Here is a 26,332-nt window from a genome sequence, read left to right on the forward strand (position 1 = left end):
AATGAACGCATTTAATAGATTGCTTACCGGTGCGGCGCTGGGACTGGCGCTCGCCGTGACCTCGACTTCGGCAATGGCGGAGACACCGCCGAACATGCTGGTGATTGCAAACCGTATCGACGACATCACGACGCTGGATCCTGCGGAGAGCTTTGAATTTGCCGGGTCGGATGTCAGCCGGAATGTTTACCAAAAGCTTGTGAATTTTGACCCGCTGGATCTTGATGCAGGATATCAGCCAGACGTCGCGGAAAGCTGGGATGTTTCAGAAGACGGCAAGTCGATTACCTTCAAGATCAGGGAAGGGCTGACCTTTCACTCCGGTAATCCGGTAACTGCGGAAGATGTTCAGTTTTCTCTGCGCCGCGCGATCATTTTGAATAAAACGCCGGCCTTTATCCTGACCCAGTTTGGCTTCACACCGGAAAACGTCGAACAAACAATAGTCGCAGATGGTAACACTCTGACGATCACGACAGACAAGCCCTACGCAACATCCTTCGTTCTGAACTGTCTGACCGCGACCATCGGTGGCATCGTCGACAAAAAGACGGTAATGGAACACGACAAGGATGGCGATCTGGGCAATGAATGGCTCAAAACCAATACGGCGGGCTCAGGTGCTTACAGCTTGGTGAGCTGGAAGCCCAATGAAAGTGTAACCCTGAAATCTAACCCTGATTTCTATTTGGGTGCCCCGGCAATGGAGCGTGTAGTTGTTCGTCACGTTCAGGAAAGCGCCAGCCAGCGCTTGCTGTTGGAGCGTGGTGACATCGACGTTGCCCGCAACCTGAACCCCGAAGACGTTGCTGGGGTGTCATCGGTTGCAGGTGTCAAGATTTCGGATGAGCTGAAGGGCCGTCTGATGTATGTTTCGCTGAACCAGAAGCATCCCGAGCTCAGCAAACCTCAGGTACGTCAGGCGTTCAAATACCTGATCGACTATGAAGGGATGCGCGACAGCTTCCTGAAAGGTCAGTACACAATTCATCAGAATTTCCTGCCACAAACTTATCTCGGCGCATCTGATGAGAACCCGTTCAGCTTTGATGTCGAAAAAGCAAAGGCACTGCTGGATGAAGCCGGTGTTAGCGGACTTGAGATCGAAGTAGGTGTGCGAGAGGCGCAGGAACGGATTGAAATCGCCCAGTCCATGCAGAATGCACTCGCTCAGGTCGGTATCACCATGAACATCACCGTTGGTACCGCGAAGCAAATCCTGGCACGGTACCGTGCACGGGAACTGGACGTCTATCTTGGTGCATGGGGACCCGATTATCCTGATCCGCAAACCAACGCGGGGACGTTTGCCTATAATCCAGACAATTCGGATGCGGCCAACGCAACTGGGCTGTTGGCATGGCGAAATTCCTGGGACACCGGCGGCCTGACAGAGAAAACGGCCGCAGCCGTTGTTGAGAACGACACCGTGAAACGGGCTGACATGTACAAAGAAATCCAGGCTGAGTTCCGTGAAACCTCACCCTTTGTCATTATGTTCCAGCAGATTGAACAATCGGCGCTGCGTGAAAATGTAACTAACTTCTCGACCGGCCAGGCGATCACGTCGGCATCATACTGGCAGGTGACCAAGTAAATGGCACTGGCCGAAAGACCAACTGAGGGGCGCCGCGCGGCGCCTCTTATCCTTTGGATCAAGAGCATCCTTAAAACTGTTGGCACCATTGCTATTACAATGCTGGGCCTGCTGTTCGTGACCTTCATCATCGGTCGCGTCATGCCGATCGACCCGGTGCTGGCGATCGTTGGCGAGCGGGCCTCGCAATCGACGTATGACGCGGTCTATCAACAGCTTGGTCTGGACAAGCCGTTGTTGGTGCAGTTCGGATACTATCTTTGGGATGTCCTGCATGGCGATTTTGGCAACTCTCTGCTGAATGCCCGCCCGGTGTCCGAGGATATTGCCCGCGTATTTCCGGCTACGCTGGAATTGGCAACCCTAGGTGTGTTGATCGGCATCTTTATGGGTGTTCCGCTGGGTGTGATCGCTGCTGTCAAGCGCGGATCGTGGATCGACCAGATTGCACGTGTGGTCGCGCTTGTTGGTTATTCGATGCCAATATTCTGGTTGGGGCTTATGGGTCTGCTGGTCTTCTACGGGATACTTGGCTGGGTTGGCGGTCCAGGTCGGCTGGACATTTTCTATGAAGATATAGTTCCTGCGCGAACAGGACTGATCCTTGTAGACAGCGCCATAGCTCAAGATTGGGATGTCTTCCGAAATGCTTTGTCCCATATCATCCTGCCAGCAGCGCTGCTGGGGTATTACTCGCTGGCCTACATCAGCCGGATGACGCGATCCTTCATGCTGGAACAGTTGTCGGCGGAATATGTTATTACCGCTCGCGTCAAAGGCCTGTCAGAGCGGCAGGTTATCTGGCGCCACGCCTTCAAGAATATCCGAGTACAGCTTATTACAGTCATCGCATTGAGTTATGCCAATCTGCTTGAAGGTTCTGTTCTGACCGAGATCATCTTTAGCTGGCCGGGGATCGGCAGCTATATCACGACCGCTCTGCTAAGCGCTGACATGAATGCCGTTCTCGGAGGAACAGTGGTGGTTGGTCTGATCTTTATCTGCCTGAACATATTCTCGGACCTTCTTTACCGTTTCTTTGATCCGAGGTCGAAATGAGCGACATGACTTTGCGTCAGTGGCTGCTGACCGACGAACCCACATCCCGCCGGCATGCCAGATTGGCCAGCTTGTACAAAGGCTGGCTGACCTTGCGGTCGAACTCGATGGCTATGGTTGGTTTGGCAATCCTTGTGGTTCTCGTTTTCGCTGCCGTCTTTGCGCCTATCCTCGCGCCATATGATCCGTTTGTTCAGAATCTGTCCAGCCGATTGCTTCCCATCGGCGCCGAAGGACACTTGCTTGGAACCGACAGCTTGGGGCGGGATATTCTGTCCCGTCTGATCTATGGTGCGCGAATTACGCTATACATCGTGGCGCTGGTGGCGCTCATTGCCCCGGTCGCGGGTCTTTTGGTCGGGACTGTCGCCGGATATGCGGGTGGATGGGCAGATGTGATCCTCATGCGGATAACCGACATCTTCCTCGCCTTCCCGCGACTTGTTTTGGCATTGGCTTTTGTAGCTGCGCTTGGGGCAGGGATCGAAAACGCGGTGCTGGCAATTTCGCTCACGGCATGGCCGCCCTATGCACGCATGGCGCGGGCAGAAACGCTTACGATCCGATCGACCGACTATATCAACGCGATACGCCTTCAGGGTGCCGGGCCGCTGCGGATCATTACTCGGCATATCTGGCCGCTTTGTATCTCGTCACTGATAGTACGTGTTACGCTCGACATGGCGGGGATCATTCTGGCCGCAGCCGGTCTTGGCTTTCTTGGCTTGGGGGCACAACCGCCAAGCCCGGAATGGGGCGCGATGATTTCAGAAGGCCGCAGGTTCATCCTTGATCACTGGTGGGTCGCGACTGTACCGGGGCTTGCGATCTTTACGGTCTCACTCGCCTTCAACCTGTTGGGTGATGGGCTGAGGGACGCGCTCGACCCGAAGGATGGTGGACAATGAGTCTTTTGGATATCGAAGACCTGTGGGTTCGGTTCCCGACCCGGCAGGGTGTGTTTGATGCTGTGCGCGGTGTCTCTTTTTCGCTGGGGCGAGAACGTTTGGGTATCGTCGGCGAAAGTGGTTCCGGCAAGTCGATGACGGGCCGGGCCATTCTGCGCCTGATCCGCAAACCGGGTATCGTCGAGGCTGATCACATCAATCTGGAAGGTCAAGACCTGCTGAAACTCAGCGAACGCAAAATGCGCGAGGTGCGTGGCAAAAAGATTTCCATGGTCATGCAGGATCCGAAGTTCTCACTTAACCCAGTAGTTACTGTTGGAGAGCAGCTCATGGAGGCCTACCTTCAGCATAATTCCGGTTCAAAGGCACGCGCCAAAAAGATGGCGATCGAGATGCTGGAGAGTGTTTCTATCCGTGATCCCGAGCGTGTGATGCGGGCTTATCCGCATGAGGTTTCAGGTGGGATGGGGCAGCGTATCATGATTGCCATGATGCTAATTCCCAATCCCAAGATACTGATCGCCGATGAACCCACTTCGGCACTGGATGTCAGCGTTCAGCGGCAAGTACTGAACATTATGGACGGGCTGGTCAAGGAACGGGGAATGGGTTTGATTTTCATCAGCCATGATTTGAATCTGGTGTCCGAATTTTGCGACCGCGTCCTGATCATGTATTCCGGGCGGATTGTCGAGGTTTGCGAAGCTGACAAGCTGCACAAGGCCCGGCATCCCTATACCAGAGGGCTGCTGAATTCACTCCCGCGGCTTGATGACAAACGCTCACACCTGAGTGTGCTGGCCCGCGATCCGGCCTGGTCCGAAGCGCCAAGCGTGAGGGGATGAAATGATTGCTCTGGAAATCAGGGACTTGAATGTCTGGTTCGGTCACGCGCACGATCGCGTAGATGCAGTAAGAGGCGCGAGTCTTGAGGTAATGCAGGGCGAGAGTTTTGGTCTTGTGGGTGAGAGTGGTTCCGGAAAGTCGACTATTCTACGTGCAATAACGGGGCTTGCACCGCATTGGTCGGGTACTATCAACGTTGAAGGTCAGCCACTTTCCGGATCAAGACGGGACCGATCGTTTTTTCGAACCGTTCAGATGGTGTTTCAGGATCCATACGCTTCACTACATCCGAGGCACACGGTTGATCAGGTTCTCAGCGAAACAATTCACCTGCATGGATTGGATAATATCGACAAACGTGTAGCCGGGCTGTTGGACGATGTTGGGCTTGGGCAGCGTTTTCGGTTCCGCTTTCCGCATCAACTCTCTGGTGGCCAACGACAACGTGTCGCGATTGCACGGGCCTTGGCCGGTGAGCCGGACATCTTGCTATTGGACGAACCCACTTCTGCTTTGGATGTCAGCGTTCAGGCTGAGGTGCTCAATCTGCTGACTGATCTGCGCAAACAGCGCGGGCTGACTTATCTAATGGTTTCCCATGATCTTCCAGTTATCGCGCATATGTGCAAAAAACTGGCAGTTATGCGTAATGGTGAGATTGTTGAGGTAATGTCCTCGGAAACTCTGCGCACGGGTCGTCCCAACCACGAGTACTCTAAGCAATTGCTTACTGCGTCGGTTGCCCCGCACCAGTAAAACCGTTCGCGACTACAGGTACGCCATCTCCGGATTTTACACCGGCGCGTGGACCCCTTTTGCTCCGGGATTGACACGATTTGCAGGTGCAGATGCGCGGTTATGTCTGGTGGCTGGGTGCCGCGACGCTGGGCTTGATCGGGCTGTTCAGCCTGCTGACACCTTTCCAGGATCCGACCTGCTTCGAACGTTGGTTTAACTTGCCTGGGAGCCTGGTCTCGATGGCCGTTTCGCTGGTCATGCTGGCGCTGACCTGGGTGTTCTTAACGATCCTGAATGATCAGAAGGATCTGCAGCCCTTCCTTTCGGCGCTTGGGTTCTTCGTCGGCATCCGCATCAGTTTCTATCCGATGATAGTTCCGCCGTCGCTCAGCATCTAGCAGGCCGCTGCCCAGGACGAAAGCCTTGCTTTCGCACTGGTCGGAACCCTGATCCTGGTTGCGTTCATTCTGACCTACACGGGTTATGCCTATTGGGTGTTCCGCGGTCTTGTGGTTCGCAAGCGTGGTGGGGCGAGCTGCCGTCGCATTTGCCATCCACCTGGTCATCTGAATGTAAGCCCCGCGTAGGAGCAGAGCCGTAGCGTATTGGTCTCTTTCTGCAGTCCTGCATCGCCGAGAAGATTCTCCGGGATATTGCCAAATTGTTGACCGGGATTGATCTGGGTGTGTCAGCGTCATTGGTATTCCACCTCATATGCCTCGACTGTAAGGCGTCCACTACCTTCGTGACACCATTGCGCGCGCGGTACGGGCGTACCACCGATTAGCGTCGAGCACGGCTGATGCCGAACACCTGCTGGCGGTGTCGGGCGTCATTGTCAGCCGGGAAGCGATCCGACTGTGGGTCAATCGCCTTGGACGACATTTTCTAGGTTGCGTCCGCCGGGATAGAACGGATCGCCATTTCCATCGAGGTGGCCCTTAAAGAGTTTTGCGAGAGAACCCTGTTCCGGATACAATACGTGTCACTTGGCGAGGGATTGTATGCGCTATTTATTATTGCAAGTATTGGCGATTGTTGCTTTTGCAGACGCGCTGCGCGCGGAAAAGAGCGATTATATCGAACTTGCACAGAAAGGATGGGGGTATGAGCTTCGGTCCACGATGCTGGGGCGCGATATGGCGATTCCAGTTCACATCAATGGCCGCGATCTGGTTGGTGCAGCCTTGTGCCTGATCGGCGAACAACCGCATCCGCAAACGCTGGTCGTTCTTGATACTTTTCGAGAGTTGCTGAAACACAGCTTCGGCCACCCGACACCCATGCGGTACGCTGGCCCGTCTGCGCGGGATTGTGGAACCGGTCGAACCGTGGTTTTGCGATTGTATTCCGGGTTCCCTCCCAACCGGGACCTTTCAGCAGATATCGACTGGCTCAGTGAACTCCACCAGCTTGGACTGCCTGCGGGTCGAAACTATGTGGTGACATCACCGGCGATGGCGCAGACCTTTTTTGGCCATCGGGGGCAGGGCACCCATATCGTGGTCAAACAACCGGCCCATGATCGCCCCGGCAAGCTTGAAAGGGACTTTCACAAATCGATTCTGCTGGAAGAGCTGTTTCAGTCCTTCACCTTTGGCATGGACATCCTGCTGTATGACAAGTCGTCAGGGTTTTTGTCCAAACTGCAGGAAACGCCGGTAAACTTGCAGCGTCTGCCTTGGAGTTCGCACGACTTTATGCGCGCATTGTTGGCTTCGAACCCAAGCGGTCTTTGTGCCTTTGACATCTTCATGATGCACGCAGTCGCGCAATCCCCGGTGGATCAAACCATAGACCCCGGCTTTATCGAATACATTGATACCCAATATGATCGCCTATGGGCGCAGACGGATGAAACACTGGCCAATCCCAGATTTGCAGCTCTTTTGGACGAAGGCTGCACCAAGTCGGTTCGTGTGCCCAGGTAATACCATCTGGTGTGTTTCGCTGAACAGGTGACTCCGAGTAGCCTGAATGCAGGCAATGCGCCCTGAGAGGCTATGGGAGGACATATGGATACGAGGCCTGAAAACCCGCCACGCGCCATAGCGGGATTGTCGGGGTATCTGTCGCAGGGGCTTGTTGGTCACGAGCATCTGGTTGAATCCCTTCTAATCGCCCTGCTAGAAGGTGGTCATCTTCTGGTAGAAGGGCCGCCCGGGCTGGCGAAAACACGCGCGGTCAAATGGTTGTCGAACGCCGTCGAGGGCGGCTTTGCCCGCATTCAATGTACGCCGGACCTGATGCCGTCTGATCTGACCGGAACACCAGTGTACCAGCCCCAGGAAGGCCGCTTTGAATTTGTTCCGGGGCCTGTGTTTCACACATTGGTGCTGGTTGACGAGATCAACCGCGCGCCGCCCAAGGTGCAGTCCGCTTTGCTCGAATCCATGGCAGAACATCAGGTTACGGTTGGAAATGAAACATATGCCCTGCCGGATCCCTTTCTGGTCGTGGCGACCCAGAACCCCATTGAACACGACGGAACCTTTCCCTTGCCTGAGGCACAGTTGGACAGGTTTCTGCTGCATGTCGTTTTGACTTTGCCGGATCTGGAAACGGAACGTGAGATCCTCGATCTGGTCATCGCTGAAACACGGAATGGGCCTCCAGTCGCGCAGCAGATGACGATTGATGAGCTGAAGATTGCCCGTACCCAAGCGCAATCGGTTCACGTTGCGCCAGAGTTGCGGGATTATATCGTACGACTTGTGCTCGCGACGCGTGAAGGTCCGTTTGCCGAATTTATTGAACATGCAGTCTCGCCCCGCGGGTCGTTGGCCCTGGCCTCGGCATCGCGCGCACGCGCCTATCTGCGGGGCCGGGATTTCGCCCTGCCTGAAGATGTAGCCGCCGTCGCGCCCGATGCGCTGGCCCATCGCATGGTGCTGACCTGGAGAGCCGTTGCGGATGGCAAAAAGCCACGCGAATTGGTGGCTGACATTCTAAATGCTGTCGAGCCGCTGTGACGGCGGTACTGGCACATGCGGGGGTTCGCCTGACAACTGAGGCTTTGATTGCATTGCGGCACATCGCATTGACCGACCACAGCAACCCAACAATGACGGCCCTGCCCGGAGGATTTCTGACCCGAAAGCGCGGGCAGGGCGTCGAGGTTGCAGATGTACGTGAATATGTAGACGGGGATGACATTCGTCATTTGGATCGCGGAACAACCGCCCGCACAGGGCGTATGCATATTCGGCAGTTTCAGGAGGAACAGGATCGCGTCGCCCTGTTGGTTGCTGATTTTCGATCGCCGATGTTCTGGGGCCTCCAACGGGCTTTTCTTTCGGTGGCAGCCGCCGAAGCTCTGACCTTGATCGGGTGGTTCATGGTTGAAAGCGGCGGGCGTGTTGGTCTGTTGGCGCTCACCACCGGCACACCCGTTATTGTTCCCTTGCGCGGAAAAACGCGCGGGATGCTGGACGTGATCGGAGGTCTGGTTCAGGCCCACGCGCGCAGTCTGACCGCGCTGCAAAAGGGTGAAGATGAAGGCTGGACGCTGGAACAGGCGCTTGCCGGCGCTGATCGCCTAACCCCGACGGGGGCCGAGATTATCATCGCGTCTGGCTTCGATCAGCAGGGAGACGGCTTTTCAGACGTGCTGGACCGGCTCAATCATCGCCGCAACCCAAGACTGCTGCTTGTGACCGAAAGCAAAGCGCACGAGATGCCAAAAGGCTGGTATCCGATCCGCCTTTCAGATGGGCAGCAAAAGCGGGTTTATCTGGCCCAGGCAGAGCCTTCCGGTGAATTTGTGTTTCAGAAGGTCGCAACACATTCTGCGCTTGTCTTGAATGCCAGTGACCCGGTCGAACAAACCTCTCGTCGCATTTCGTCGGTCTTCGCGACAAGGTATGTGGCATGAGTGAGAAAGCCCTTTCTGAAGCCACAATGCTGGCCAGCCTGCGCGACATCCATTTGCCCGCCGAGGCTGCAGGCGGGGTGTTTGCCGAATACGCGGCTGTCGTTGGTATCGCAGCGCTGGCCTCAGTTGGCTGTGTTGCCATCTTGCGGTTTCTGAGCATCAAGACCGCAGCAAACATACAGATGGGTCCATCTGATCAGACTGCTGAACGACCGGGTTGGTCTGTGGATCGCCTTAGAGTGGCTCTTTTGCACAGACTGCGAGTTGAGAATCCGAAGCGATATGAAGAGTTGACTGGCGGTCTTTATCAACCTGGCGGCGGACCGGATCTGGAGACCCTGCAAGAGGAGGTCGCGGGTCGTGTTTGAACTTGCTGATCCCTGGGTCCTGCTCGCGTTACCATTACCTTTTGTCATCGTGCGTTTGGTCAAACCTCGGCCGGTTTTCGAGCGGGGGTTCCCAGTCCCCGACCGCATAGGCGGTATGCTTTTGGCGGCCAGTCCACAGAATAAGGCCAAGACCCGGGTTTTGGCGGACCACCTCATATTGTGGATCATTTGGGCGCTCACGATTTTTGCCTTGTCCGGTCCGCGCGAACTTCAACCCGTTAGCGCTTTGAAAGTGTCCGGACGGGACCTTGCGATTGTTTTGGATCTTTCGGGATCAATGGTGCGGGATGATTTTCATCTCGACGGGCGCCAGATCACCCGTTTGGAGGCGGTGACACGCGTTGGATCCGAGTTCGCCAGACGTCGCGCCGGCGACCGGGTGGCTTTGATTGTTTTCGGGTCCGAAGCCTATTTCGCCACGCCTTTCACATTTGATACCGAGGCTGTTGCACGACGGATCGAAGAGGCCACGATTGGTATCTCGGGCCGTGCTACAAACATCTCCGATGGTCTGGGCCTCGCCTTGAAGCGTCTGGCCAACAGCCAGGCGGCTTCGCGGGTCGTTATTCTGTTGTCGGATGGGGTGAACAACGCGGGTGCAACGAACCCCAGTGGCGTGGCCGAACTGGCGGCTGAGTTGGGGGTGCGGGTCCATACAATTGCGCTCGGCCCGAAAGACCTGCAAAGCGCCGAACTCGGTGAACGCGGTGTAGTCGATGCAGTCACGCTGCGTGCTATTGCCGAAGTTGCGGGCGGCGAGGCGTTTCGCGTTAAGACCACCGATGATCTTATTGAAGTGACTCAGGCACTGGATCGATTGGAGGCGACGGATAGCACGGGCCTTACGGCTGAGGTCCACAGATCTTTTTGGACCTGGCCCGCAGCAATGGCGGCAGCACTTGCCCTGTTGGCGGCGTGGAGGCAAGCGTGATGATTGAGCTGGATGTCACTCTGCTTAGGCCGGTCTGGGGGCTTTTGTTGGTGGTCGTGTGCGGGGCCGGGTGGTGGTTGCTTTCCCGCGCCGGGGGGTTCGGCGCGTGGGACAAGGTCACCGACCCGCAGCTTGTCCAAGCGATGGCTGCGATTGGCCGGATCGAAGGCGGCTCCTTTCCGCTCACAACGGCCGCCTTATTGCTGACCACCGGGATCATTGCAATTGCTCTGACCGGCCCGGCAATCGAACGGCGCGACGCGCAAACCTATCGCAATCTGGATGGCGTATTGTTCCTTGTGGATGCATCAGAAAGCGTGGCTGATGACGACCGCTGGCCACAAATGCTAAGCATGGGACGCTTGGGTGTCAGTGCGCTAGGCTCCCGGCCCGGCGGCATCATCGTATACGCGGGCGATGCCTATGTCGCCACGGATATGACGACCGATCACCGCCAATTGGGTCAAACACTCTCGCTCATCGATGGGCAAACCGTTCCGGACAAGGGATCGCGACCCGAACGCGCACTGGCATTGGCGGTTCAGCGGATGGAAGAGGCGGGCATCCTGGCCGGGGACGTGGTCATATTCACTGACGGGGACGGGCTTGGATCATCTTCTTTGCAGCAGGTCGCATCTCTTGCCTCACGAGGGGCACGTGTGTCTTTGGTTTCAGTTCACTCTCCGACTGCGCAAATTCAAACCCACGCCACTGTCGGCGGCGGAGCTGTCTTCACATTGAACCAGTCAGATGATCTGGCCATCTGGTTGGCGGATGATGCCGCAACCCGCTTGATTCGGGCGGACTATCCGGTGCTGTTCTGGCACGATCTGGGACGGTACCTGTTGTTTTTCGCACTGCTCCCCCTGCTGTTTTTGTTTTGGAGGGCAGGGGCATGAGATGGTTCGCGATTGCGGGTGCCGCATGTATTGCCGTTGCCTTTGCGCTGGGCGGCGCTGCCCCCTTTGGCCGCATTGCATTGGCGATTGGTCTGTACCCAATGGCTGGAAATCTGTTTTCCGACCCTGACTGGCAGGGGGTTGCCTTCTACCGTGCCGGAACTTTCGACAAAGCTGCCAGTGCTTTTGAAAGCGCTGGAAACCAGTTTAATCTTGGCAATGCTTACGCCAGGAACGGCCAGCTGGCCGCTGCGCTGGAAGCCTATGATCAGGCCATAGCCAAAGGAAATCCGGATGCTCGGGCGAATTTCGATCTGCTGGCCGCCTTTTACGCGGGGCAGCAGATCGACCCCGAGGCTTTGGGCCTTTTCCCGGAACGCAAATCCGGCCCCAAGGCCGACAGTTTTGTCGCGCGCGGGAATGCGCGGGCGGCGGGAACCGGTAGTGAGGTCACGAACTCGAACACGATGCTGGGATTGGCAGAATTGGACAGCCGCGGGCAACTGGGCGTGCGCCGTATCTTTGATGACAAGTTCATGGTTGCCGATCTTCGCTGGCTCAATCAGCTGTCCGATGTTCCGGGTGAGTTCATGGCGGCGCGGATTGCGCAGGAACACAAGCGCAGGGCAAAGCTTGGTCTTTCGCCTCCTGAAGCAGAGAGCCCGGAATGAAGTGGCTGGTTTTAATTCTCGTCGCACTTCCTGTTCAGGTTTTGGCGCAGTCCAAAACAGTGCTGCCGTCCGAGGCGTCGATAGAGGTTACCATAGCAGACGACGCCCCCGTTCCGTTCACCCGCGAGATGGTGCTGTTGACGATCCGGGGTGTCTACCGTCGGCACATCACGCGCGAAGAACTGATTCAGCCCCGCTTTGATGGGTTCAGCTGGGCACAGCTGGGGCCGGACAGTTGGTCGGAAGAAAGGATCAACGGTCGGAAATACAAAGTGTTTACCCGACGTATGGCGATCTATCCTGTCGAGGCAGGCAAGCTTTCAATTGGTCCGTTTGTGCACAGGTTGACCTTGACAGACGAAAATGACGACTGGTTCGAACATGAGATTCAATCAGATCCGCTGACCATTCAGGTGGCGAAAGCACCGGCCACGCAGGATTGGTGGTTTCCGGTTCGCAAGTTGCAGATTTCGGATCAGTGGTCGAATGCGCCGGATCAACTTGCACCGGGTGAGGGTGTCTTGCGCGTCATTCGACTTGAAGCCTTGGGTGCGACACCCGAGATGCTTCCGCCAATGCCTGAGTTGACATCGCCGTCAGCCCTGATCTTCGCGCATCCTGAGAAACGGCTTGTCGAACTGACCCCGGAAGGGCCGGTCACCTATGCGTTTTGGCGCTGGACCATACGCCCTTCAAACGGCACGTCTGGCATCGTTGAGCCCCTTCAATTCAGTTACTTTGACACTGTGGCCCGCGAAACCCGAGAGGTCACCATCTCGCCGCAACGCATTGCCTACGGCACGGTTACCCAAGAGGAAGGCCCCGACAGATCGGAGAAAGATGTCGCACAAGCAAAGCTGTTGGGTGGGCCTGGCGCCGCAATCGCCAGTGTTGTTTTTCTGGCCGGTTTGGTATTGGGCATGTCCGGTCACAAGGTGGCCGCTTCAAGGGCACTGCAACGCTTTGGTATTTTCGATCCACTGGTTCGTGATTTGAAGAGCTGTGCCAAGACCGGTCGTGCAGACGGATTGCGACAAGCTGCTTCTGCCATCTTGCACCGCGACGGACCCTCATCCAGACGCCTTAAACAAATGCAGGACTTTGACAGGCAGTATTTTGATCCCAAGGCCGCAGCGCCTGATTTGAAGGAGTTTGCCAGAAGTTTCCTCAAGAATTAGGTCATCTGAGTCATCAAGCTTTTGTTATCTATGGTATCTTTCGCTTGTATCAAAACGAAACAGTTGAACTGATCCGGAAATGCTGTACTTTTCCCTTTGGAGGAGAAGCAATGCAGATTGCGGGATGCCCTAAACCGGTGGACCAGGTGTCCAGTGTGCTGATAGTGGATGATCATCCGCTGTTCAGTGACGCGCTGGCCGCGGCATTGAAGCTGAGCTTCGAGAACTGCCGAATTGAAAAAGCCGATACGCTGAAGCAGACACTTGAGATACTTGGCGCAGGCTTCAAGCCTGATCTGATCATGTTCGATCTGAAATTGCCGGACGTGACGGGTATCTCGGGTTTTCAGCAGCTCCGGCAGCGCTGTCCGAATGCGCCGGTTCTGGTAATATCGTCCCTGGCATCCGGAGAGCTGGTGCGATCGTTGCTGGACCACGGTGCGATGGGATTTCTGCCAAAAGATACGCCGGCGCAAACCCTGAAACACGCCATTCAGGAGATCACCTCTGGACGGAGATACGTGCCCACCGAATACAACCGGGTCGAAGAGCTGAAGCCATCCGAAAGCACCGTTTATCAGTCCAGCCCCGAGCTTTCATCATTGACGCCGCAGCAGGTCAAAATTCTCAAGCTTATCTGCGTGGGCCAATCCAACAAGCAGATTGCATATGAGCTGTCGCTGGCCGAGGCGACGGTCAAGGCGCATATCACCGCTTTGCTGCGCCGCCTTGGGGTGCGCAACCGGACCCAGGCCGCTGTTCTGGTTGATTCAGTTGTCGCCCGACAGTCGCGACATGAGCCGGAGGTTAAATCCTTTCTTCAACACTAGGGGGCGCGCATGCGGGATCTGGAGCATGAACCGAATTTCATTGCGATTGGCCGTTCCGTTGACTTGGACCCGACGACCGCTGTTGAAGAAGCCTGCGCGGAAATCGATTGCCTGCTGTCTTGCTTTGTCCTGGCCTTTATTCCCAGCACTCTTGATCCAGTCGAAGTGTCGCGTTGCCTGAACAGGAAACTCGCGGGTGTTCCTGTTTTCGGCTGTACCACGGCAGGACAAATCACGCGGTCGGGTTATGAATCGCATGCGCTTTTGCTGCTGGCCTTTCCGAAGTCCAACTTTCGATGCTCGTCCATTTTGTTCGAATCGCTCAGACCGCTCAATTCAACGGAAACCGCTGCCACAGCGCAGCGACTGGCCGAAAGATTCCGCCATACGGCGGGATGGAACAGGCTGGCGCTGGTTTTTACGGATGGATTGTCTAAGCAGGAAGACTTGTTGGTCTCAACGCTGGAAACCGTACTGGATGGATTGCCGATATTTGGCGGTTCTGCCGGGGATGGCCTTCAATATGAAGAGACGTTCGTTTTTCACGGTGGCAAGGCGCACAACAATGCTGCCGTCCTGTTGTTGATTGAAACCAACCTTGGTTTTCAGGGCATAGGTTTTGATCATTTCCTGCCCATCGGATCAGAGATCATCATCACCGACGCCAACCCGGAAGAACGCGTGGTTTATGAGATAAACGGGGCACCGGCGGCGCAGGAATATGCCCGATTGGTCGGGTGCGCTGCCGAGGATCTTTCGCCACTGGTATTTGCAGAAAACCCTCTGCTTCTCAGGCAAAACCTCAACTACTATGTACGTGCCATTCGTGAACCGATGGAGGGGGGGTCCCTATCCTTTCTCGCGGCGATTGATGACGGTCTGATCATGACACTGGGGCGTGGGAAGGAGATCATTGAAACGCTCAAAGCTGGGCTGAATGTGCGCGACAACACCGGAACCGCCCCGGATTTCATTCTTGGGTTCGACTGTATTCTGCGAAAACTGGAAATCGAACAGAAACAGTTGAGCAAACAGGTTTCGGATGTTTTGCAATCTCACCGGGTGGTTGGCTTCAATACCTACGGAGAACAGCAATCCGGCGTGCATATGAACCAGACCTTTGTGGGGGTCGCTTTCTTTGAGCCCGAGAAGCGAGACCTGAGCTGACCATGCTGAATCCAGACGACCCGCCAGAGATCCAGATATCCAAACAGGCCAAGATCATCGATGCGTTGATGCGGCGCGCCAACCGCCAGAAAGATGTGGGTCCGTCCGCCTTTCTGGCGTTTCAGTCGGCGATAGAGTTGCAGCAGCAGGTGATGGAGCAGAGCCGCGATCTGGAACGCGCGACCACCGAACTTGAAAGCGCCAGGTACGAACGCGAACAAACCCGCAAGAGCCTCGTCAAGGCCTTGTCTTCCATGGAAGAAGGGTTCGCGCTGTTCACAGATGGTGAATTGAACCTGTGTAACGATTTGTTTCAGGCGATCTTCCCGGACATGTCTGACGTTGTCGGGCCCGGCCTCAGCCTGGGTCGGTTTTTTCTGTTGGTGCAGAACAGCCCCGATTTCGTATCGTCCGACCATGGAATATCGAAAATGTTGGATACGCTTGAGCGCAATTGCCATACCGGGATGGTGTCCAGCGACGTGATCGAATTGCGTGGTGACCGTTGGTATCAACTCAGCGCACAATACACGTCGCCTCAGAATGTGGTCATTCTGCTAACCGATATCACATCCGTTGTTCGCAGGAACCGCGATGAAAAAGAAACCCTGATTGACCGGCAGGAAGACTACCTTCAGGCGGTTTTCCAAAACATGAGCTCTGGCGTTTGTACATTTTCATCAGATACGAAGATCATGATGCACAATGCGCGGTTCCGGGAAATACTGAACCTGCCGCTATCCGTCTTGCAGGGAAACATACCTGTTCAAACGCTTCTGGATCTTATGCGGACACGCGGGCTGATCAAGGCCGACGATGAACTCAGGATCGACAAGTGGCAACACGAGCTCAAAAGCCGCGGCTGGTTGCGCAAACGTGTGCGCGATGGATCAGACCGCGTATTGGACATTCAGGTCAACCAACTGCCGGATGGTGGTTTTCTGGTCGAATTGAAAGACGTGACGTTTGAAGCACGTGCGACCGAAACCCTGGAAAACCGGGTTATGGAACGCACGGCAGAGTTGACCCATGCCAACGCCAAGCTGGTTCAGGAATACGAAGAAAAAGCGCGGGTGGAAGAGGCGCTGCGGATCGCAAAGGAACGAGCCGAAGCTGCAGTCTCTTCCAAGACACGATTTCTTGCGGCGGCCAGCCACGACCTGCTTCAGCCGATCAATGCCGCAAAACTCATGATCTCGACCCTGCTGGAGATCACGCGTGAGACCGAGCTTCATGAGATGATGGAGCGGTTAGAGGGTGCCTTTGGATCTGCTGAACAACTGTTGCACTCATTGCTGGATATATCGCGGCTTGAAACTACCGATCCGGACACGGTCTCACCCACAGAAGTTAGTCTCGCTACGATAATTGCAGGGATACAGGGCGACCAAACGCTTGTCGCCGAGAACAAGAACGTGAGGCTTGATGTGGTTCCGTGTTCGGAAATCGTAAAATCCGATCCGGTCTACCTGTTGCGCTCGATCCAGAATCTGGTCGTGAACGCCATCCAGTACACCGAACCCGGAGGTCGGGTTCTGGTGGGGTGTCGCAGGCGTGGCGACAAGGTCATTTTGCAAGTCTGGGATACAGGTATCGGGATTGCACGCAAGGACCAGGAACGCGTGTTCGAGGAATTCACGCGGGCCGAAAACGTGCCATTGGGTTCCGGCATGGGATTGGGTTTGTCTGTAGTAGACCGCGCCTGCCGACTTTTGGGCCACAAGCTTTCGCTTCGATCCAAACCCCGCATTGGTTCGGTGTTCAGCATAGAAATGGACAGGGTAGAAACAGAGAAAAGCGCCGTCGAACCGTTGGACCTTCTGGCCAATACGGGCGATGTGCCGTTGGATTTCATCATTCTGGTGATCGAAAACGACCGTGATGTTTTGTTTGGGACAACGCAGTGGCTGGAACAAAACGGTGCCAGTGTTCTGCCGGCCCGGTCGCCGAAGGAAGCGATGCAATTCACAAAAGACATTGGAATGCCGCCGGATATCATTCTGGCCGACTACCAATTGGATGATGGGGAAACCGGCGTTAATGCAATTCACCGGATCCGAGAGATGACGCAGGCCCAAGTTCCGGCAATTCTGATCACCGCTAATCGCAGTGAAGCGTTACGCAAAGACGGATTGCGGCATGAGATTTCGGTTATGGCGAAACCAGTCAAACTGCCGCGGCTCCGGTCTTTGATCATCTGGAAAATTCAGAATGCTTTGCACACGCAAACGCTCAATACCGACAAAAGTCGGCGGTGACATGGGGCGATTAGCCCATACTCTCATCGCGGGGAGGACAAAATCATGAGAAGGCTTCTTTGCGGAATTGCCGTTTTGGTTTTGAGTTTGATTTCGGTTTCCGCGGCATCGGTTGATGCCGAGCAAGCCTATGATTTGCTGTTCCAAGATGGCGTTCTGGACACTATCTCGCGTGACAAGGAACTCATTTATCAGCGTACCGTCACAAACCAGATAAGACCGGATACGGCTGAACGTGATACCGGTGTTATTGCGCTCAGCTTTACGAACGACGGGAACGAAATGGCACATCTGGAATTTCGCCAAGATGACAAACACCGCGCTATGGGTGTTTTTCCGGCCAACGTCGGCAATCCGATGATTATGGTTTTCTATGAAAGCGCCATCCGGGATATGGCCGAGTCCGCCGGAGGTAGCCCGTTTTATATCCGAAACCGCATCAAGGATGCGCTGGTTCAACCTGCCGAGATCGTCGAGAGCGAGGCGGTGGTCGATGGCAAAACCATCCCCGTACAGATCATCTTTATGCGCCCTTTCGCTGAAGATCCGAACCGGGACCGGATGCAAGGTTTCGGAGACCTCGTTCTCCGCGTCTCAGTGTCAGAGGAGATTCCGGGGTGGTATTTAAGCCTTGTGGCGGAAGCTGTTTCTGAACGTGACGGCATGGCCGTTTATCGATCGGAAATGCGGTTTGGAGGAATGCAGGAGGGTCGCGAATGAAAACGTCAGGCCAAATTCGGGAACGCAGCCGCATGACCCTTGCAGCTTTGATCACGGCCGTTCTGGCCGTGCCCGTCGCAGTGTCGGCTCAAAGCGTTGCGGAACGGCTCAATGACTACCCGACCGCAGCGCGTGCGGATTACGTGTTCGCGTGCATGGTCACCAACGGCCAAACTCGCGAGATGCTGGACAGGTGCTCATGCTCGATCGATTTGATCGCTTCGATCCTTCCCTATGAGCAATATGAACAGGCGGAAACTGTTCTGTCTATGCGTCGGGTCGGAGGAGAGCGCATGGCGTTTTTCAAAAGTGCGGTGCTGGCCGAAAACATGGTGGCCGACCTGCGCCGGGCGCAGGCTGAAGCCGAGGTTGTCTGCTTCTGATAAACGCAGTCTGGTCCGTCAGCTGGCCGCGGCTTTGGGCAAGTCTTTCTCGAACGTGTTGCCCTCGGTATCCGTTGCCTTGACCGTCAACATGGTCGAGCCGTTGTCGTTATAGGCAAAACGGAAAGCCGGGTTCTCCGAGATCGAAATGCCGCCGTCCATAGTGAACAGCAACTCATCCCCCTGCCAAACTTCGATATGGTCGATGAAATGCGCAGGGATGAATAGTTGCGTAACCTGATCGCGCTGCAGGCCGGAATAGTTCGGGTGACGGATCATGATCTGAGCTTCTCGACGCGGCGCGGAAATCTGCGCCTCTTGCCCAAAGCTGCGCACCTTCATCTTGCCCATGGACGCCAATGCGACCTCTGGATCTTTGCTGGCTGGTGCTGAACAGCCGCCCGATGCTTTGACAAACCGGCCGGTCATATGAAGCCCGTCAGGCGTTTCAGCAATCACGCGGACATTCGAATATTGGTTCACGCGGACTCGCATCTCGAAATCCAATTGACCCATGGCTGGTGAAAAAGCAAAGACGCCTGCGATCGGGGCCGGGTTTTCGTCGATCACGACAGTGGCAGCGGAAATCCGGGCATCGGGATCAAGCTGTTTCAAAACGATCGGCACCGTTGCGGCATCATGCGCCCGGTAAGGGGCGTCCAGCGAAAGCAGCGTGTCCGCATTTCCGATCCGGGCATCGCCCACGACATCGTATTGCAGGTCCTTCCAGGTCTCGCTGCTGACCAGCGGATTTTTGATTGGCTGCTCTGCCCAAGCAGGCAGGGCTAATGCAAGTGATAGGATTGCTGCGGGTGCTAGTGCTCTGGCCATGTTGTTTCCTCCGGCAACCGGTAGCGAAAAATGTGCCACAAAACGCAAGGAAAATAAATGCCGACGAAAGGCGTGGTGGTTCTGTCAGAGATCTGTGCCAATGTTCTCGTCGGAGGGCTGCTATGTTTGAAGCCGTGATTTTGCTATGCGCTCAGGTTGCGACAGAGCCTTGCAGAGAACAGCTTTTGCCGGGTTACGAAGCCCGATCACAGGCTGAATGCGAGCAGAAGCTGAAAACAACTCTTCCGCCGCTTTCCGATTGGCGCAGCGGCGAACCGTTTTGCCAACACATTGGTCAGGCACTGGAATTTGAAGAAGCTGCGCCAGGTCTGTTCGTGCATCGCGGTTTGATAGCGGAACCCGCCGCGGACAATCTGGGCGATGTGTCCAATATCGGATTTGTCATCGGCCAGGACAGTGTTGCGGTGATTGATACGGGAACGGCACCTTGGATAGGAGAGGCTGTCTGGCGGGCCATTCGGGCCGAGACGGACAAACCAGTCAGTCACGTAATTTTAACCCACATGCATCCCGATCACACATTGGGGACTGAGTCTTTGACCCTTTCAGGTGCGCAGGTTGTCGGCCATGTGGGGCTGGAGAGAGCGTTGCTGGACCGGTTGGGCAACTATGTCGAAAGCCTGAGCGCCGCGATCGGCGATAGCGCCTATGTGGGCGTCGGGCCAGTTTCGGTCGACATCGCTGTCGAAACCACGGACGAGATCGACCTGGGTGGGCGTAAACTGATCCTGCGGGCCTGGCCCCGAGCACATACCGGGAATGACTTGACCGTCATGGATGCAAACACCGGCGTTATGTTCACGGGCGATCTGGTATTTCACCGGCATACCCCGGCATTGGATGGTCAACTGATCGGCTGGCAACGCGTCCTGAAGCAGATGACCGGGCTTGACGTCACCCAAATCGTACCCGGCCACGGTGGGCCGATCCTGGCGTGGCCTGAGGGCGCCGAGGATATGAGGCGCTATTTGAATGTGCTGGAAACCGACACGCGCGAAGCAATCGACAGTGGTCAGCGACTGGGCGATGCGGTTGAAACGATCGCTCAGGAAGAAGCGGCGCACTGGGAATTGTTTGACGCCTACAACCCGCGCAATGCGACGGTCGCATTCACCGAACTTGAATGGGAATAGCCCTGTCAGCGAATAGCCCGATCCAAGTTTTTAGCGGCACCCAGATTGGTCTGATCTGCGCCCCCAACGTCAGTCAGCCGCGTTGCCGTCAAATCGGCATTCGTAAAATCGGCACCGGACAATGTGGCCCCTGTCAGGTCCGCCCCGCCCAATGTGGCCATCGACAAATCCGCATTGGTGAAATTTGCGTTGGGCAATTTGGCAAATTCCAGATCGGCGCGGGACATTCGCGCGTCAGTGAAATCCACGTCTGATCCGCGAGCCGAGGACAGAACGCCGCGCATAAGCCCCATGGATTGGTTGCGCATGTCCGCCGAAAAATCCGCCCCTTTGAATACTGCCCGGTTCAAATTGGACTTGGTGAAATCGGCGGCTGTTCTGGCATTTGTGAAATCCGTATCGCTCAGATCCGCCTGGCTGAGCTGGGTCTGGAACAGCTCGGCCCCGACAAGAGATGCACCTGAAAGGTCGGCGCCGATCATCCAGGATTGGCTGAGAATCGCGCCGTCCAAAGTCGATCCCGATAAATTGGTGCCGTTCAATGACGTCGCTCGCAGGATCGCGTTGCTGAAATCCAACCCGGACAAGTCGAGATTGTTCAACCAGACCCGGGTGAAATCTGCGGGGGCGTCGGCCGTGGCAGCGGCAAGCCGGGCCACGACATCGGCGCGGGACATTTGCGCTTGGGTCATTTTGGGCAGAGTCATGTCAACACCGCTGAGTGGGGACTGGCCTAGGGCCGAGAGAGGCGACAGCGTCAGAAAGACGATCAGTAGGTGTTTCATATTTCCCTCCTTGCCAAGAGGCCGCTGCATTAACCTTGATCTGAGGTCAACTGTTGCAGCATTTGCGAAATCGCGAACAGGCGTCGCTCGATTATTTGCGGTGTTTCGCAAAGATAGGTGATCGAGCGTTGACGGTCAGAATAGATCAGCTGATCCCAATCCAGCTGCTCTTCCAGGGCGTCGATGCGGTCATAGTCCGGCGAGTCGGAAGACAGGGCTTGCTCCATTTCCACCCGGGCCAGATCAATCTTTTCAGCCATATCGATCTGGTTCAACGAAAACTCTCCGATCCCCGCAATGATGCGCTTGCGCCTTTTGGATAAGGTGTCAAAGACGCGCTGGAACACCTGACCCAGAATATCCGGATCACCGTTGTACCGCGAGGCAAACTCTGCAACTTGTGGTCGAAGATCCTCCAGGTCGATCCGCCTCAGCGCCAACAGGCCAGCAATTTCATCGATGTCGGCACTATCTTCGGTGGTTTCGCTGTCAGGGACCTGGTACGGCCACATGAGGCCCAGCGACAGGTCCTCGACTTTGCGTTGGATGCACGGCCAGGTTGGGTCGGAAAAATCCGCTGCCAGGCCTGGGCCAGCCGCGCCGAGCCAAGCCAGCGCCGAAATTATTAGCTTGCCGTTAGACATCGCAGCTCTCCTCCACGCGGACATCATGCATGGAATCTGCGCGCGAAGTCCATTCAACCCAATACACACCATTGTCTTAATTGTTTGCACATGGGGCTCACCCTCATACTCGACCCAAGCTGCCGGACTACGGTTGATTCCGGTGCCATGGGAGGAAAGACAGAGATGAGAACACGCGCGGCGGTGGCTGTGGCGGCAGGCCAACCCCTGGAAATCATGGAGGTTGAGCTTGATGGCCCGAAAGCAGGCGAAGTCCTGATTGAGGTCAAGGCGACCGGTCTTTGTCATACGGATGAGTTCACTCGTTCAGGTGATGACCCCGAAGGGATTTTCCCTGCAATTCTGGGTCATGAAGGCGCCGGAGTGGTTTTGGAAGTAGGGGAAGGTGTCACCAGCCTTGAGGTTGGAGACCACGTGATCCCTCTTTACACCCCCGAATGCCGTGAATGCGAGTACTGTCTGAATCCCAAGACAAACCTGTGTCAGAAAGTTCGTGCCACGCAGGGTGCGGGCTTGCTGCCAGATGGTACGACCCGGTTCAGCATGCTGGACGGTACACCCATCCATCACTACATGGGCTGCTCGACTTTTGCCAATCACACCGTTGTGCCCGAGATTGCGTTGGCCAAGGTGCGCAAGGACGCGCCGTTTGACAAGATTTGCTACATCGGCTGTGGCGTCACCACCGGCATCGGGGCCGTCATCAACACCGCCAAGGTCGAAATTGGTTCACGTTGCGTGGTCTTTGGTCTGGGCGGAATTGGTTTGAACGTCATTCAGGGCTGTCGAATGGCGGGCTGTGATCAGATCGTTGGTGTCGACTTGAATGACGGCAAGGCCGAAATGGCGACTCATTTCGGTATGACCGATTTCGTGAATCCCTCGAAAGTCAGCGGCGATATCGTGGCACATCTGGTCGAACTGACCGGCGGTGGCGCAGATTATACCTTTGACGCGACCGGCAATGTTGGCGTGATGCGAACCGCTTTGGAATGCGCACACAAAGGTTGGGGAGAAAGCATTATCATCGGTGTGGCACCTGCTGGCGCCGAGATTTCAACGCGTCCTTTCCAACTGGTCACCGGCCGGTCATGGCGTGGAACCGCGTTCGGCGGAGCCAAGGGCCGGACGGATGTTCCGAAGATCGTTGATTGGTACATGGCCGGCAAGATCGAGATCGATCCCATGATCACGCACAAGCTGACTCTTGATGAAATCAACCACGGCTTTGACCTGATGCACCAAGGTAAATCAATCCGTGCGGTAGTGGAGTACTGACATGGATTTGAAAGTCATCTCGCAAAATCGCAGTTTCGGAGGTGAGCAGACTGTCTACTCCCACTCGTCCGAGACGTGTGATTGCGAGATGACCTTTGCTGTCTACCTGCCGCCTCAGGCCAAATCCGGGCCGGTGCCGGTGTTGTGGTACTTGTCCGGCCTGACCTGCACCCATGAAAACGCGATGACCAAGGGCGGATTTCAGGAGGCAGCCGCAGATTACGGCGTCGCGGTTGTGTTTCCCGATACGTCACCGCGTGGGGACAGTGTTGCCGATGACGACGCTTATGATCTGGGGCAGGGGGCCGGTTTTTACGTGAACGCCACCCGGGACCCATGGCGGGCCCATTTCAGGATGTATGATTACATCGTCGACGAGCTGCGCGACATTGTACTGAAGAATTTCCCCGTGCAGGATCGTCACGGGATAACTGGTCATTCCATGGGTGGCCACGGCGCGATTACCATCGCGATACGCAACGCCGACAAATTCGGATCTCTTTCGGCATTTGCGCCGATTGCGCACCCGACGCGGTCGGATTGGGGCCGTAAACAGCTTAGCAGCTATCTGGGTGACGACGAAAATACCTGGGTCGAGCATGACGCCACTCTGCTGCTGGAAGAGCACGGCTGGAAAGGTGACTTGCTGATCGATCAGGGCGCCGATGATCAGTTCCTTGATCTTCTTAAACCCGAAGCACTGGCCAATATGATGGCCAAGCGTCGCCAGCCCGGACAGATCAGAATCCAGGAAGGGTATGACCACTCGTATTTCTTCGTAAACAGTTTTGCGCGCGACCATGTCGAATGGCACGCGGAACGCCTCAACCAATGAAAACAGCAAGGAAAGATTGATAGTGATCAGAACGGTATTTGCAGCAACCTGCCTCATGCTTTCCCCCGCCTTCGCAAGCGCCGAAGGCGACCCCGAAGCGGGCGAGAAAGTCTTTCGCAAGTGCAAGGCGTGCCACGCGGTGGGCGAGGGGGCTGAAAATAAGGTAGGGCCGATGCTGAACGGTATTGTTGGACGTCAGGCCGCAAGCGTTGAAGGGTTTGGCTATTCACCGGTGTTGATTTCCCTGTCCGAAGAGGGGCTGGTCTGGACACCGGAAGAACTGAACGCGTTTCTGACAAAACCACGCGACTACGCGAAAGGGATCAAGATGACCTTCGCGGGGCTGCGAAAAGAGGACGATCGAGCGAACATCATCGCATATCTTGCGACCTTTGAGGACAACGGGTCGTAGGAGAGCGCATTGCTCACCCACCGATGCGACCGGAAAACTACCGGTCCGGGCGAGCATTAACAGACACCGTAATCCGACCTGGGTGAGGTGTTGCAATGCAGAGAGATCTCTCTGCACGAAAGGGAGGAGATTGAATGAAAAATCTATCGCTTTGGACCTCCGGGATTGCCATTGCACTGGCCACCGCGGCCTATGCAAATGACGACCTGGTTGCCCAGATGGAGAACGCGAAACAGTGGGCGATCCAGACGGGTGACTACAAAAATCAGCGCTATTCCGCACTGGATCAGATCAACGCAGACAATGTTGGTGATCTACAGGTCGCATGGACCTTCTCGACCGGCGTTCTGCGCGGTCATGAGGGTTCGCCGCTGGTGATTGGCGACATGATGTATGTCCACACGCCGTTCCCGAACATTGTCTATGCTCTGGATCTGGCCAATGACGGCAAAATCGTCTGGAAGTATGAGCCTAAGCAGGACCCGGACGTGATTCCGGTTATGTGCTGTGACACGGTGAACCGTGGCGTGGCTTACGCTGATGGCAAGATTTTCCTGCATCAGGCCGACACCAAGGTTGTGGCGCTGGATGCCAAGTCCGGCGATGTCGTGTGGGAAGTCCAGAATGGTGACCCGGCGATTGGTGAAACCAACACAGCCACAGTGTTGCCGATCAAGGACAAGGTCATTGTCGGTATCTCGGGTGGTGAATTTGGTGTGCGCGGGTCGGTTACGGCCTATGACATGAACTCGGGCGAGCAGGTTTGGCGCGCCTATTCCATGGGACCGGACTCCGATATCCTGGTTGATCCTGAAAAAACCACCCATCTGGGCAAGCCGGTTGGCGCGGATTCCGGAACCAACACGTGGGAAGGCGACCAATGGAAAATTGGTGGCGGCACCACCTGGGGTTGGTATTCGGCCGATCTGGACGAAAACCTGATGTACTACGGCACCGGGAACCCGTCGACATGGAACCCGGCGCAGCGTCCGGGCGACAATCGCTGGTCGATGACAGTCATGGCCCGCGATATCGATACCGGTATGGCGCGTTGGTTCTATCAGATGACGCCACATGACGAATGGGACTATGACGGCATCAATGAAATGATCCTTTCGGAGCAGGAAATTGATGGCGAGCAGCGCAAACTGCTGACCCATTTCGACCGGAACGGTCTTGGTTACACCATGGACCGGGTGACGGGTGAATTGCTGGTGGCCGAGAAGTTCGATCCGGTGGTCAACTGGACCACGGGCGTCGACATGGATCCCAACAGCGAAACCTACGGTCGTCCTGCTGTTGTTGCTCAATACTCAACCGAGCAGAATGGCGAGGACGTGAACTCGACCGGTATCTGCCCGGCTGCTCTGGGCACCAAGGACCAACAGCCCGCAGCCTATTCGCCAAAGACCGAGCTTATGTACGTGCCGACAAACCACGTCTGCATGGACTATGAGCCGTTCCGCGTGTCTTACACCGCCGGTCAGCCCTACGTGGGTGCGACGCTGGCGATGTATCCGGCGCCGGACAGCCATGGCGGTATGGGCAACTTCATCGCCTGGGACAACACCGACGGTTCCATCAAGTGGTCGATCCCCGAGCAGTTCTCGGTTTGGTCGGGCGCTCTGGCAACGGCAGGTGACATCGTGTTCTATGGCACGCTTGAAGGGTATCTGAAGGCTGTGCATGCCGAGACAGGTGAAGAACTGTATAAGTTCAAGACGCCCTCAGGCATTATCGGAAACGTGATGACCTACGAGCAGGGTGGTAAGCAGTATATCGGCATCCTGTCGGGTGTTGGTGGCTGGGCCGGTATTGGTCTGGCGGCTGGTCTGACCAATCCTAATGACGGTCTGGGCGCCGTGGGTGGCTATGCTGCTCTCAGTGATTACACCGCGCTGGGCGGTCAGCTGACGGTGTTCGCACTGCCGAACTAAGCAAAGGA

General features: G+C 55.9%; 27 protein-coding genes and 1 pseudogene. 25 read left to right on the plus strand and 3 right to left on the minus strand.

The window, feature by feature from the left end:
• Nucleotide 1 precedes the first annotated feature (1 nt).
• The 20 genes and pseudogenes from AC2FLP_RS11900 to AC2FLP_RS11995 all read left to right on the plus strand — a co-directional run bounded on the left by AC2FLP_RS11900 (nucleotide 2) and on the right by AC2FLP_RS11995 (nucleotide 18,448).
• Entirely contained in the window at nucleotides 2-1,597 is a 1,596-nt protein-coding gene (locus tag AC2FLP_RS11900) for an ABC transporter substrate-binding protein (protein WP_299897627.1), read from the plus strand.
• Nucleotides 1,598-2,656 carry an ABC transporter permease gene (locus tag AC2FLP_RS11905; RefSeq protein ID WP_496684691.1) on the plus strand — a complete coding sequence of 353 codons (1,059 nt, stop codon included), beginning with the start codon at nucleotides 1,598-1,600 and terminating at the stop codon, nucleotides 2,654-2,656.
• Complete coding sequence (locus AC2FLP_RS11910; protein WP_299643393.1) at nucleotides 2,653-3,564, plus strand: ABC transporter permease; 912 nt, start codon at nucleotides 2,653-2,655, stop codon at nucleotides 3,562-3,564. The genes AC2FLP_RS11905 and AC2FLP_RS11910 overlap by 4 nt, the downstream gene beginning before the upstream one ends.
• A complete protein-coding gene (locus tag AC2FLP_RS11915) occupies nucleotides 3,561-4,409 on the plus strand; it encodes an ABC transporter ATP-binding protein (protein WP_117872988.1) in 849 nt (282 codons plus the stop codon). Before AC2FLP_RS11910 ends, AC2FLP_RS11915 begins: the two co-directional genes overlap by 4 nt.
• Nucleotide 4,410: 1 nt before the next feature.
• Nucleotides 4,411-5,166, plus strand: a complete 756-nt coding sequence (locus AC2FLP_RS11920) for an ABC transporter ATP-binding protein (protein WP_496684693.1) — start codon at nucleotides 4,411-4,413, stop codon at nucleotides 5,164-5,166.
• A 92-nt stretch (nucleotides 5,167-5,258) separates the two neighbouring features.
• Nucleotides 5,259-5,546, plus strand: a complete 288-nt coding sequence (locus AC2FLP_RS11925) for a hypothetical protein (RefSeq protein ID WP_496684695.1) — start codon at nucleotides 5,259-5,261, stop codon at nucleotides 5,544-5,546.
• Between the two features lie 355 nt (nucleotides 5,547-5,901).
• Nucleotides 5,902-6,060 (plus strand): annotated as a pseudogene (locus AC2FLP_RS11930) (IS6 family transposase); the annotation flags it as partial.
• Between the two features lie 92 nt (nucleotides 6,061-6,152).
• The gene (locus AC2FLP_RS11935) at nucleotides 6,153-7,079 is read left to right on the plus strand and encodes a hypothetical protein (RefSeq protein WP_496684696.1); all 927 of its coding nucleotides are present in this window, start codon (nucleotides 6,153-6,155) and stop codon (nucleotides 7,077-7,079) included.
• Nucleotides 7,080-7,163: 84 nt separating this feature from the next.
• A complete protein-coding gene (locus tag AC2FLP_RS11940; protein WP_496684698.1) occupies nucleotides 7,164-8,120 on the plus strand; it encodes an AAA family ATPase in 957 nt (318 codons plus the stop codon).
• Nucleotides 8,117-9,022, plus strand: a complete 906-nt coding sequence (locus AC2FLP_RS11945) for a DUF58 domain-containing protein (RefSeq protein WP_496684699.1) — start codon at nucleotides 8,117-8,119, stop codon at nucleotides 9,020-9,022. The genes AC2FLP_RS11940 and AC2FLP_RS11945 overlap by 4 nt, the downstream gene beginning before the upstream one ends.
• Nucleotides 9,019-9,390 (plus strand): hypothetical protein, encoded by a 372-nt coding sequence (locus AC2FLP_RS11950; RefSeq protein ID WP_496684701.1) that lies wholly within the window; start codon nucleotides 9,019-9,021, stop codon nucleotides 9,388-9,390. Before AC2FLP_RS11945 ends, AC2FLP_RS11950 begins: the two co-directional genes overlap by 4 nt.
• Entirely contained in the window at nucleotides 9,383-10,342 is a 960-nt protein-coding gene (locus AC2FLP_RS11955) for a VWA domain-containing protein (RefSeq protein ID WP_496684703.1), read from the plus strand. The genes AC2FLP_RS11950 and AC2FLP_RS11955 overlap by 8 nt, the downstream gene beginning before the upstream one ends.
• Nucleotides 10,342-11,241: a VWA domain-containing protein gene (locus AC2FLP_RS11960; RefSeq protein WP_496684802.1), complete on the plus strand. Its 900-nt coding sequence runs from the start codon at nucleotides 10,342-10,344 to the stop codon at nucleotides 11,239-11,241. The genes AC2FLP_RS11955 and AC2FLP_RS11960 overlap by 1 nt, the downstream gene beginning before the upstream one ends.
• Complete coding sequence (locus AC2FLP_RS11965) at nucleotides 11,238-11,912, plus strand: hypothetical protein (protein WP_496684704.1); 675 nt, start codon at nucleotides 11,238-11,240, stop codon at nucleotides 11,910-11,912. The genes AC2FLP_RS11960 and AC2FLP_RS11965 overlap by 4 nt, the downstream gene beginning before the upstream one ends.
• A complete protein-coding gene (locus AC2FLP_RS11970) occupies nucleotides 11,909-13,090 on the plus strand; it encodes a hypothetical protein (RefSeq protein WP_496684705.1) in 1,182 nt (393 codons plus the stop codon). Before AC2FLP_RS11965 ends, AC2FLP_RS11970 begins: the two co-directional genes overlap by 4 nt.
• A gap of 110 nt (nucleotides 13,091-13,200) precedes the next feature.
• Nucleotides 13,201-13,920, plus strand: coding sequence for a response regulator (locus AC2FLP_RS11975; protein ID WP_117872997.1), 720 nt, complete (start codon nucleotides 13,201-13,203; stop codon nucleotides 13,918-13,920).
• A gap of 9 nt (nucleotides 13,921-13,929) precedes the next feature.
• Nucleotides 13,930-15,087: an FIST N-terminal domain-containing protein gene (locus tag AC2FLP_RS11980; protein WP_117872998.1), complete on the plus strand. Its 1,158-nt coding sequence runs from the start codon at nucleotides 13,930-13,932 to the stop codon at nucleotides 15,085-15,087.
• A 2-nt stretch (nucleotides 15,088-15,089) separates the two neighbouring features.
• Nucleotides 15,090-17,345 carry a hybrid sensor histidine kinase/response regulator gene (locus tag AC2FLP_RS11985; protein WP_299897658.1) on the plus strand — a complete coding sequence of 752 codons (2,256 nt, stop codon included), beginning with the start codon at nucleotides 15,090-15,092 and terminating at the stop codon, nucleotides 17,343-17,345.
• 45 nt (nucleotides 17,346-17,390) lie between these two features.
• Nucleotides 17,391-18,065: a hypothetical protein gene (locus AC2FLP_RS11990; RefSeq protein WP_496684707.1), complete on the plus strand. Its 675-nt coding sequence runs from the start codon at nucleotides 17,391-17,393 to the stop codon at nucleotides 18,063-18,065.
• Between the two features lie 32 nt (nucleotides 18,066-18,097).
• The gene (locus tag AC2FLP_RS11995) at nucleotides 18,098-18,448 is read left to right on the plus strand and encodes a hypothetical protein (RefSeq protein WP_117874007.1); all 351 of its coding nucleotides are present in this window, start codon (nucleotides 18,098-18,100) and stop codon (nucleotides 18,446-18,448) included.
• An 18-nt stretch (nucleotides 18,449-18,466) separates the two neighbouring features.
• Here AC2FLP_RS11995 and AC2FLP_RS12000 read toward each other — a convergent pair whose 3' ends face one another.
• Nucleotides 18,467-19,279: a quinoprotein dehydrogenase-associated SoxYZ-like carrier gene (locus AC2FLP_RS12000; RefSeq protein WP_496684709.1), complete on the minus strand. Its 813-nt coding sequence runs from the start codon at nucleotides 19,277-19,279 to the stop codon at nucleotides 18,467-18,469.
• Between the two features lie 122 nt (nucleotides 19,280-19,401).
• Here AC2FLP_RS12000 and AC2FLP_RS12005 point away from each other — a divergent pair, with 122 nt between their 5' ends.
• The gene (locus tag AC2FLP_RS12005; protein WP_117873001.1) at nucleotides 19,402-20,433 is read left to right on the plus strand and encodes a quinoprotein relay system zinc metallohydrolase 2; all 1,032 of its coding nucleotides are present in this window, start codon (nucleotides 19,402-19,404) and stop codon (nucleotides 20,431-20,433) included.
• Nucleotides 20,434-20,438: 5 nt separating this feature from the next.
• Here AC2FLP_RS12005 and AC2FLP_RS12010 read toward each other — a convergent pair whose 3' ends face one another.
• Together AC2FLP_RS12010 and AC2FLP_RS12015 are read right to left on the minus strand one after the other, a co-directional pair.
• Nucleotides 20,439-21,218 carry a pentapeptide repeat-containing protein gene (locus AC2FLP_RS12010; RefSeq protein WP_496684710.1) on the minus strand — a complete coding sequence of 260 codons (780 nt, stop codon included), beginning with the start codon at nucleotides 21,216-21,218 and terminating at the stop codon, nucleotides 20,439-20,441.
• Nucleotides 21,219-21,247: 29 nt separating this feature from the next.
• Nucleotides 21,248-21,862: a hypothetical protein gene (locus AC2FLP_RS12015; protein WP_496684712.1), complete on the minus strand. Its 615-nt coding sequence runs from the start codon at nucleotides 21,860-21,862 to the stop codon at nucleotides 21,248-21,250.
• A gap of 165 nt (nucleotides 21,863-22,027) precedes the next feature.
• On the opposite strand from AC2FLP_RS12015, the gene AC2FLP_RS12020 reads away from it, so the two are divergent.
• The 4 genes from AC2FLP_RS12020 (at nucleotide 22,028) to xoxF5 (ending at nucleotide 26,324) form a co-directional block, all read left to right on the plus strand.
• Nucleotides 22,028-23,140, plus strand: a complete 1,113-nt coding sequence (locus AC2FLP_RS12020) for an S-(hydroxymethyl)glutathione dehydrogenase/class III alcohol dehydrogenase (RefSeq protein ID WP_117873003.1) — start codon at nucleotides 22,028-22,030, stop codon at nucleotides 23,138-23,140.
• Between the two features lies 1 nt (nucleotide 23,141).
• Nucleotides 23,142-23,975, plus strand: coding sequence for an S-formylglutathione hydrolase (gene fghA / locus AC2FLP_RS12025; RefSeq protein WP_371415316.1), 834 nt, complete (start codon nucleotides 23,142-23,144; stop codon nucleotides 23,973-23,975).
• A 22-nt stretch (nucleotides 23,976-23,997) separates the two neighbouring features.
• Nucleotides 23,998-24,387, plus strand: coding sequence for a c-type cytochrome (locus AC2FLP_RS12030; RefSeq protein ID WP_299638896.1), 390 nt, complete (start codon nucleotides 23,998-24,000; stop codon nucleotides 24,385-24,387).
• Nucleotides 24,388-24,521: 134 nt separating this feature from the next.
• Complete coding sequence (gene xoxF5 / locus AC2FLP_RS12035; protein ID WP_117873005.1) at nucleotides 24,522-26,324, plus strand: lanthanide-dependent methanol dehydrogenase XoxF5; 1,803 nt, start codon at nucleotides 24,522-24,524, stop codon at nucleotides 26,322-26,324.
• The last annotated feature ends 8 nt before the right edge of the window (nucleotides 26,325-26,332 follow it).

Source organism: Ruegeria sp. CDSA141 (assembly GCF_059612005.1).

Bases quoted from the DNA above. Each gene is read 5' to 3' on its own strand.
- AC2FLP_RS11950 (WP_496684701.1), top strand. From the start codon at position 9,019: ATGAGTGAGAAAGCCCTTTCTGAAGCCACAATGCTGGCCAGCCTGCGC.
- AC2FLP_RS11975 (WP_117872997.1), top strand. From the start codon at position 13,201: ATGCAGATTGCGGGATGCCCTAAACCGGTGGACCAGGTGTCCAGTGTG.
- AC2FLP_RS11990 (WP_496684707.1), top strand. From the start codon at position 17,391: ATGAGAAGGCTTCTTTGCGGAATTGCCGTTTTGGTTTTGAGTTTGATT.
- AC2FLP_RS12010 (WP_496684710.1), bottom strand. From the start codon at position 21,218: ATGAAACACCTACTGATCGTCTTTCTGACGCTGTCGCCTCTCTCGGCC.
- AC2FLP_RS11960 (WP_496684802.1), top strand. From the start codon at position 10,342: ATGATTGAGCTGGATGTCACTCTGCTTAGGCCGGTCTGGGGGCTTTTG.
- AC2FLP_RS12015 (WP_496684712.1), bottom strand. From the start codon at position 21,862: ATGTCTAACGGCAAGCTAATAATTTCGGCGCTGGCTTGGCTCGGCGCG.
- AC2FLP_RS11905 (WP_496684691.1), top strand. From the start codon at position 1,598: ATGGCACTGGCCGAAAGACCAACTGAGGGGCGCCGCGCGGCGCCTCTT.
- AC2FLP_RS11910 (WP_299643393.1), top strand. From the start codon at position 2,653: ATGAGCGACATGACTTTGCGTCAGTGGCTGCTGACCGACGAACCCACA.
- AC2FLP_RS11900 (WP_299897627.1), top strand. From the start codon at position 2: ATGAACGCATTTAATAGATTGCTTACCGGTGCGGCGCTGGGACTGGCG.
- AC2FLP_RS12005 (WP_117873001.1), top strand. From the start codon at position 19,402: ATGTTTGAAGCCGTGATTTTGCTATGCGCTCAGGTTGCGACAGAGCCT.
- fghA (WP_371415316.1), top strand. From the start codon at position 23,142: ATGGATTTGAAAGTCATCTCGCAAAATCGCAGTTTCGGAGGTGAGCAG.
- AC2FLP_RS11970 (WP_496684705.1), top strand. From the start codon at position 11,909: ATGAAGTGGCTGGTTTTAATTCTCGTCGCACTTCCTGTTCAGGTTTTG.
- AC2FLP_RS11915 (WP_117872988.1), top strand. From the start codon at position 3,561: ATGAGTCTTTTGGATATCGAAGACCTGTGGGTTCGGTTCCCGACCCGG.
- AC2FLP_RS12020 (WP_117873003.1), top strand. From the start codon at position 22,028: ATGAGAACACGCGCGGCGGTGGCTGTGGCGGCAGGCCAACCCCTGGAA.
- xoxF5 (WP_117873005.1), top strand. From the start codon at position 24,522: ATGAAAAATCTATCGCTTTGGACCTCCGGGATTGCCATTGCACTGGCC.
- AC2FLP_RS11935 (WP_496684696.1), top strand. From the start codon at position 6,153: ATGCGCTATTTATTATTGCAAGTATTGGCGATTGTTGCTTTTGCAGAC.
- AC2FLP_RS11920 (WP_496684693.1), top strand. From the start codon at position 4,411: ATGATTGCTCTGGAAATCAGGGACTTGAATGTCTGGTTCGGTCACGCG.
- AC2FLP_RS11925 (WP_496684695.1), top strand. From the start codon at position 5,259: ATGCGCGGTTATGTCTGGTGGCTGGGTGCCGCGACGCTGGGCTTGATC.
- AC2FLP_RS11940 (WP_496684698.1), top strand. From the start codon at position 7,164: ATGGATACGAGGCCTGAAAACCCGCCACGCGCCATAGCGGGATTGTCG.
- AC2FLP_RS11985 (WP_299897658.1), top strand. From the start codon at position 15,090: ATGCTGAATCCAGACGACCCGCCAGAGATCCAGATATCCAAACAGGCC.
- AC2FLP_RS11980 (WP_117872998.1), top strand. From the start codon at position 13,930: ATGCGGGATCTGGAGCATGAACCGAATTTCATTGCGATTGGCCGTTCC.
- AC2FLP_RS11965 (WP_496684704.1), top strand. From the start codon at position 11,238: ATGAGATGGTTCGCGATTGCGGGTGCCGCATGTATTGCCGTTGCCTTT.
- AC2FLP_RS12000 (WP_496684709.1), bottom strand. From the start codon at position 19,279: ATGGCCAGAGCACTAGCACCCGCAGCAATCCTATCACTTGCATTAGCC.
- AC2FLP_RS11995 (WP_117874007.1), top strand. From the start codon at position 18,098: ATGACCCTTGCAGCTTTGATCACGGCCGTTCTGGCCGTGCCCGTCGCA.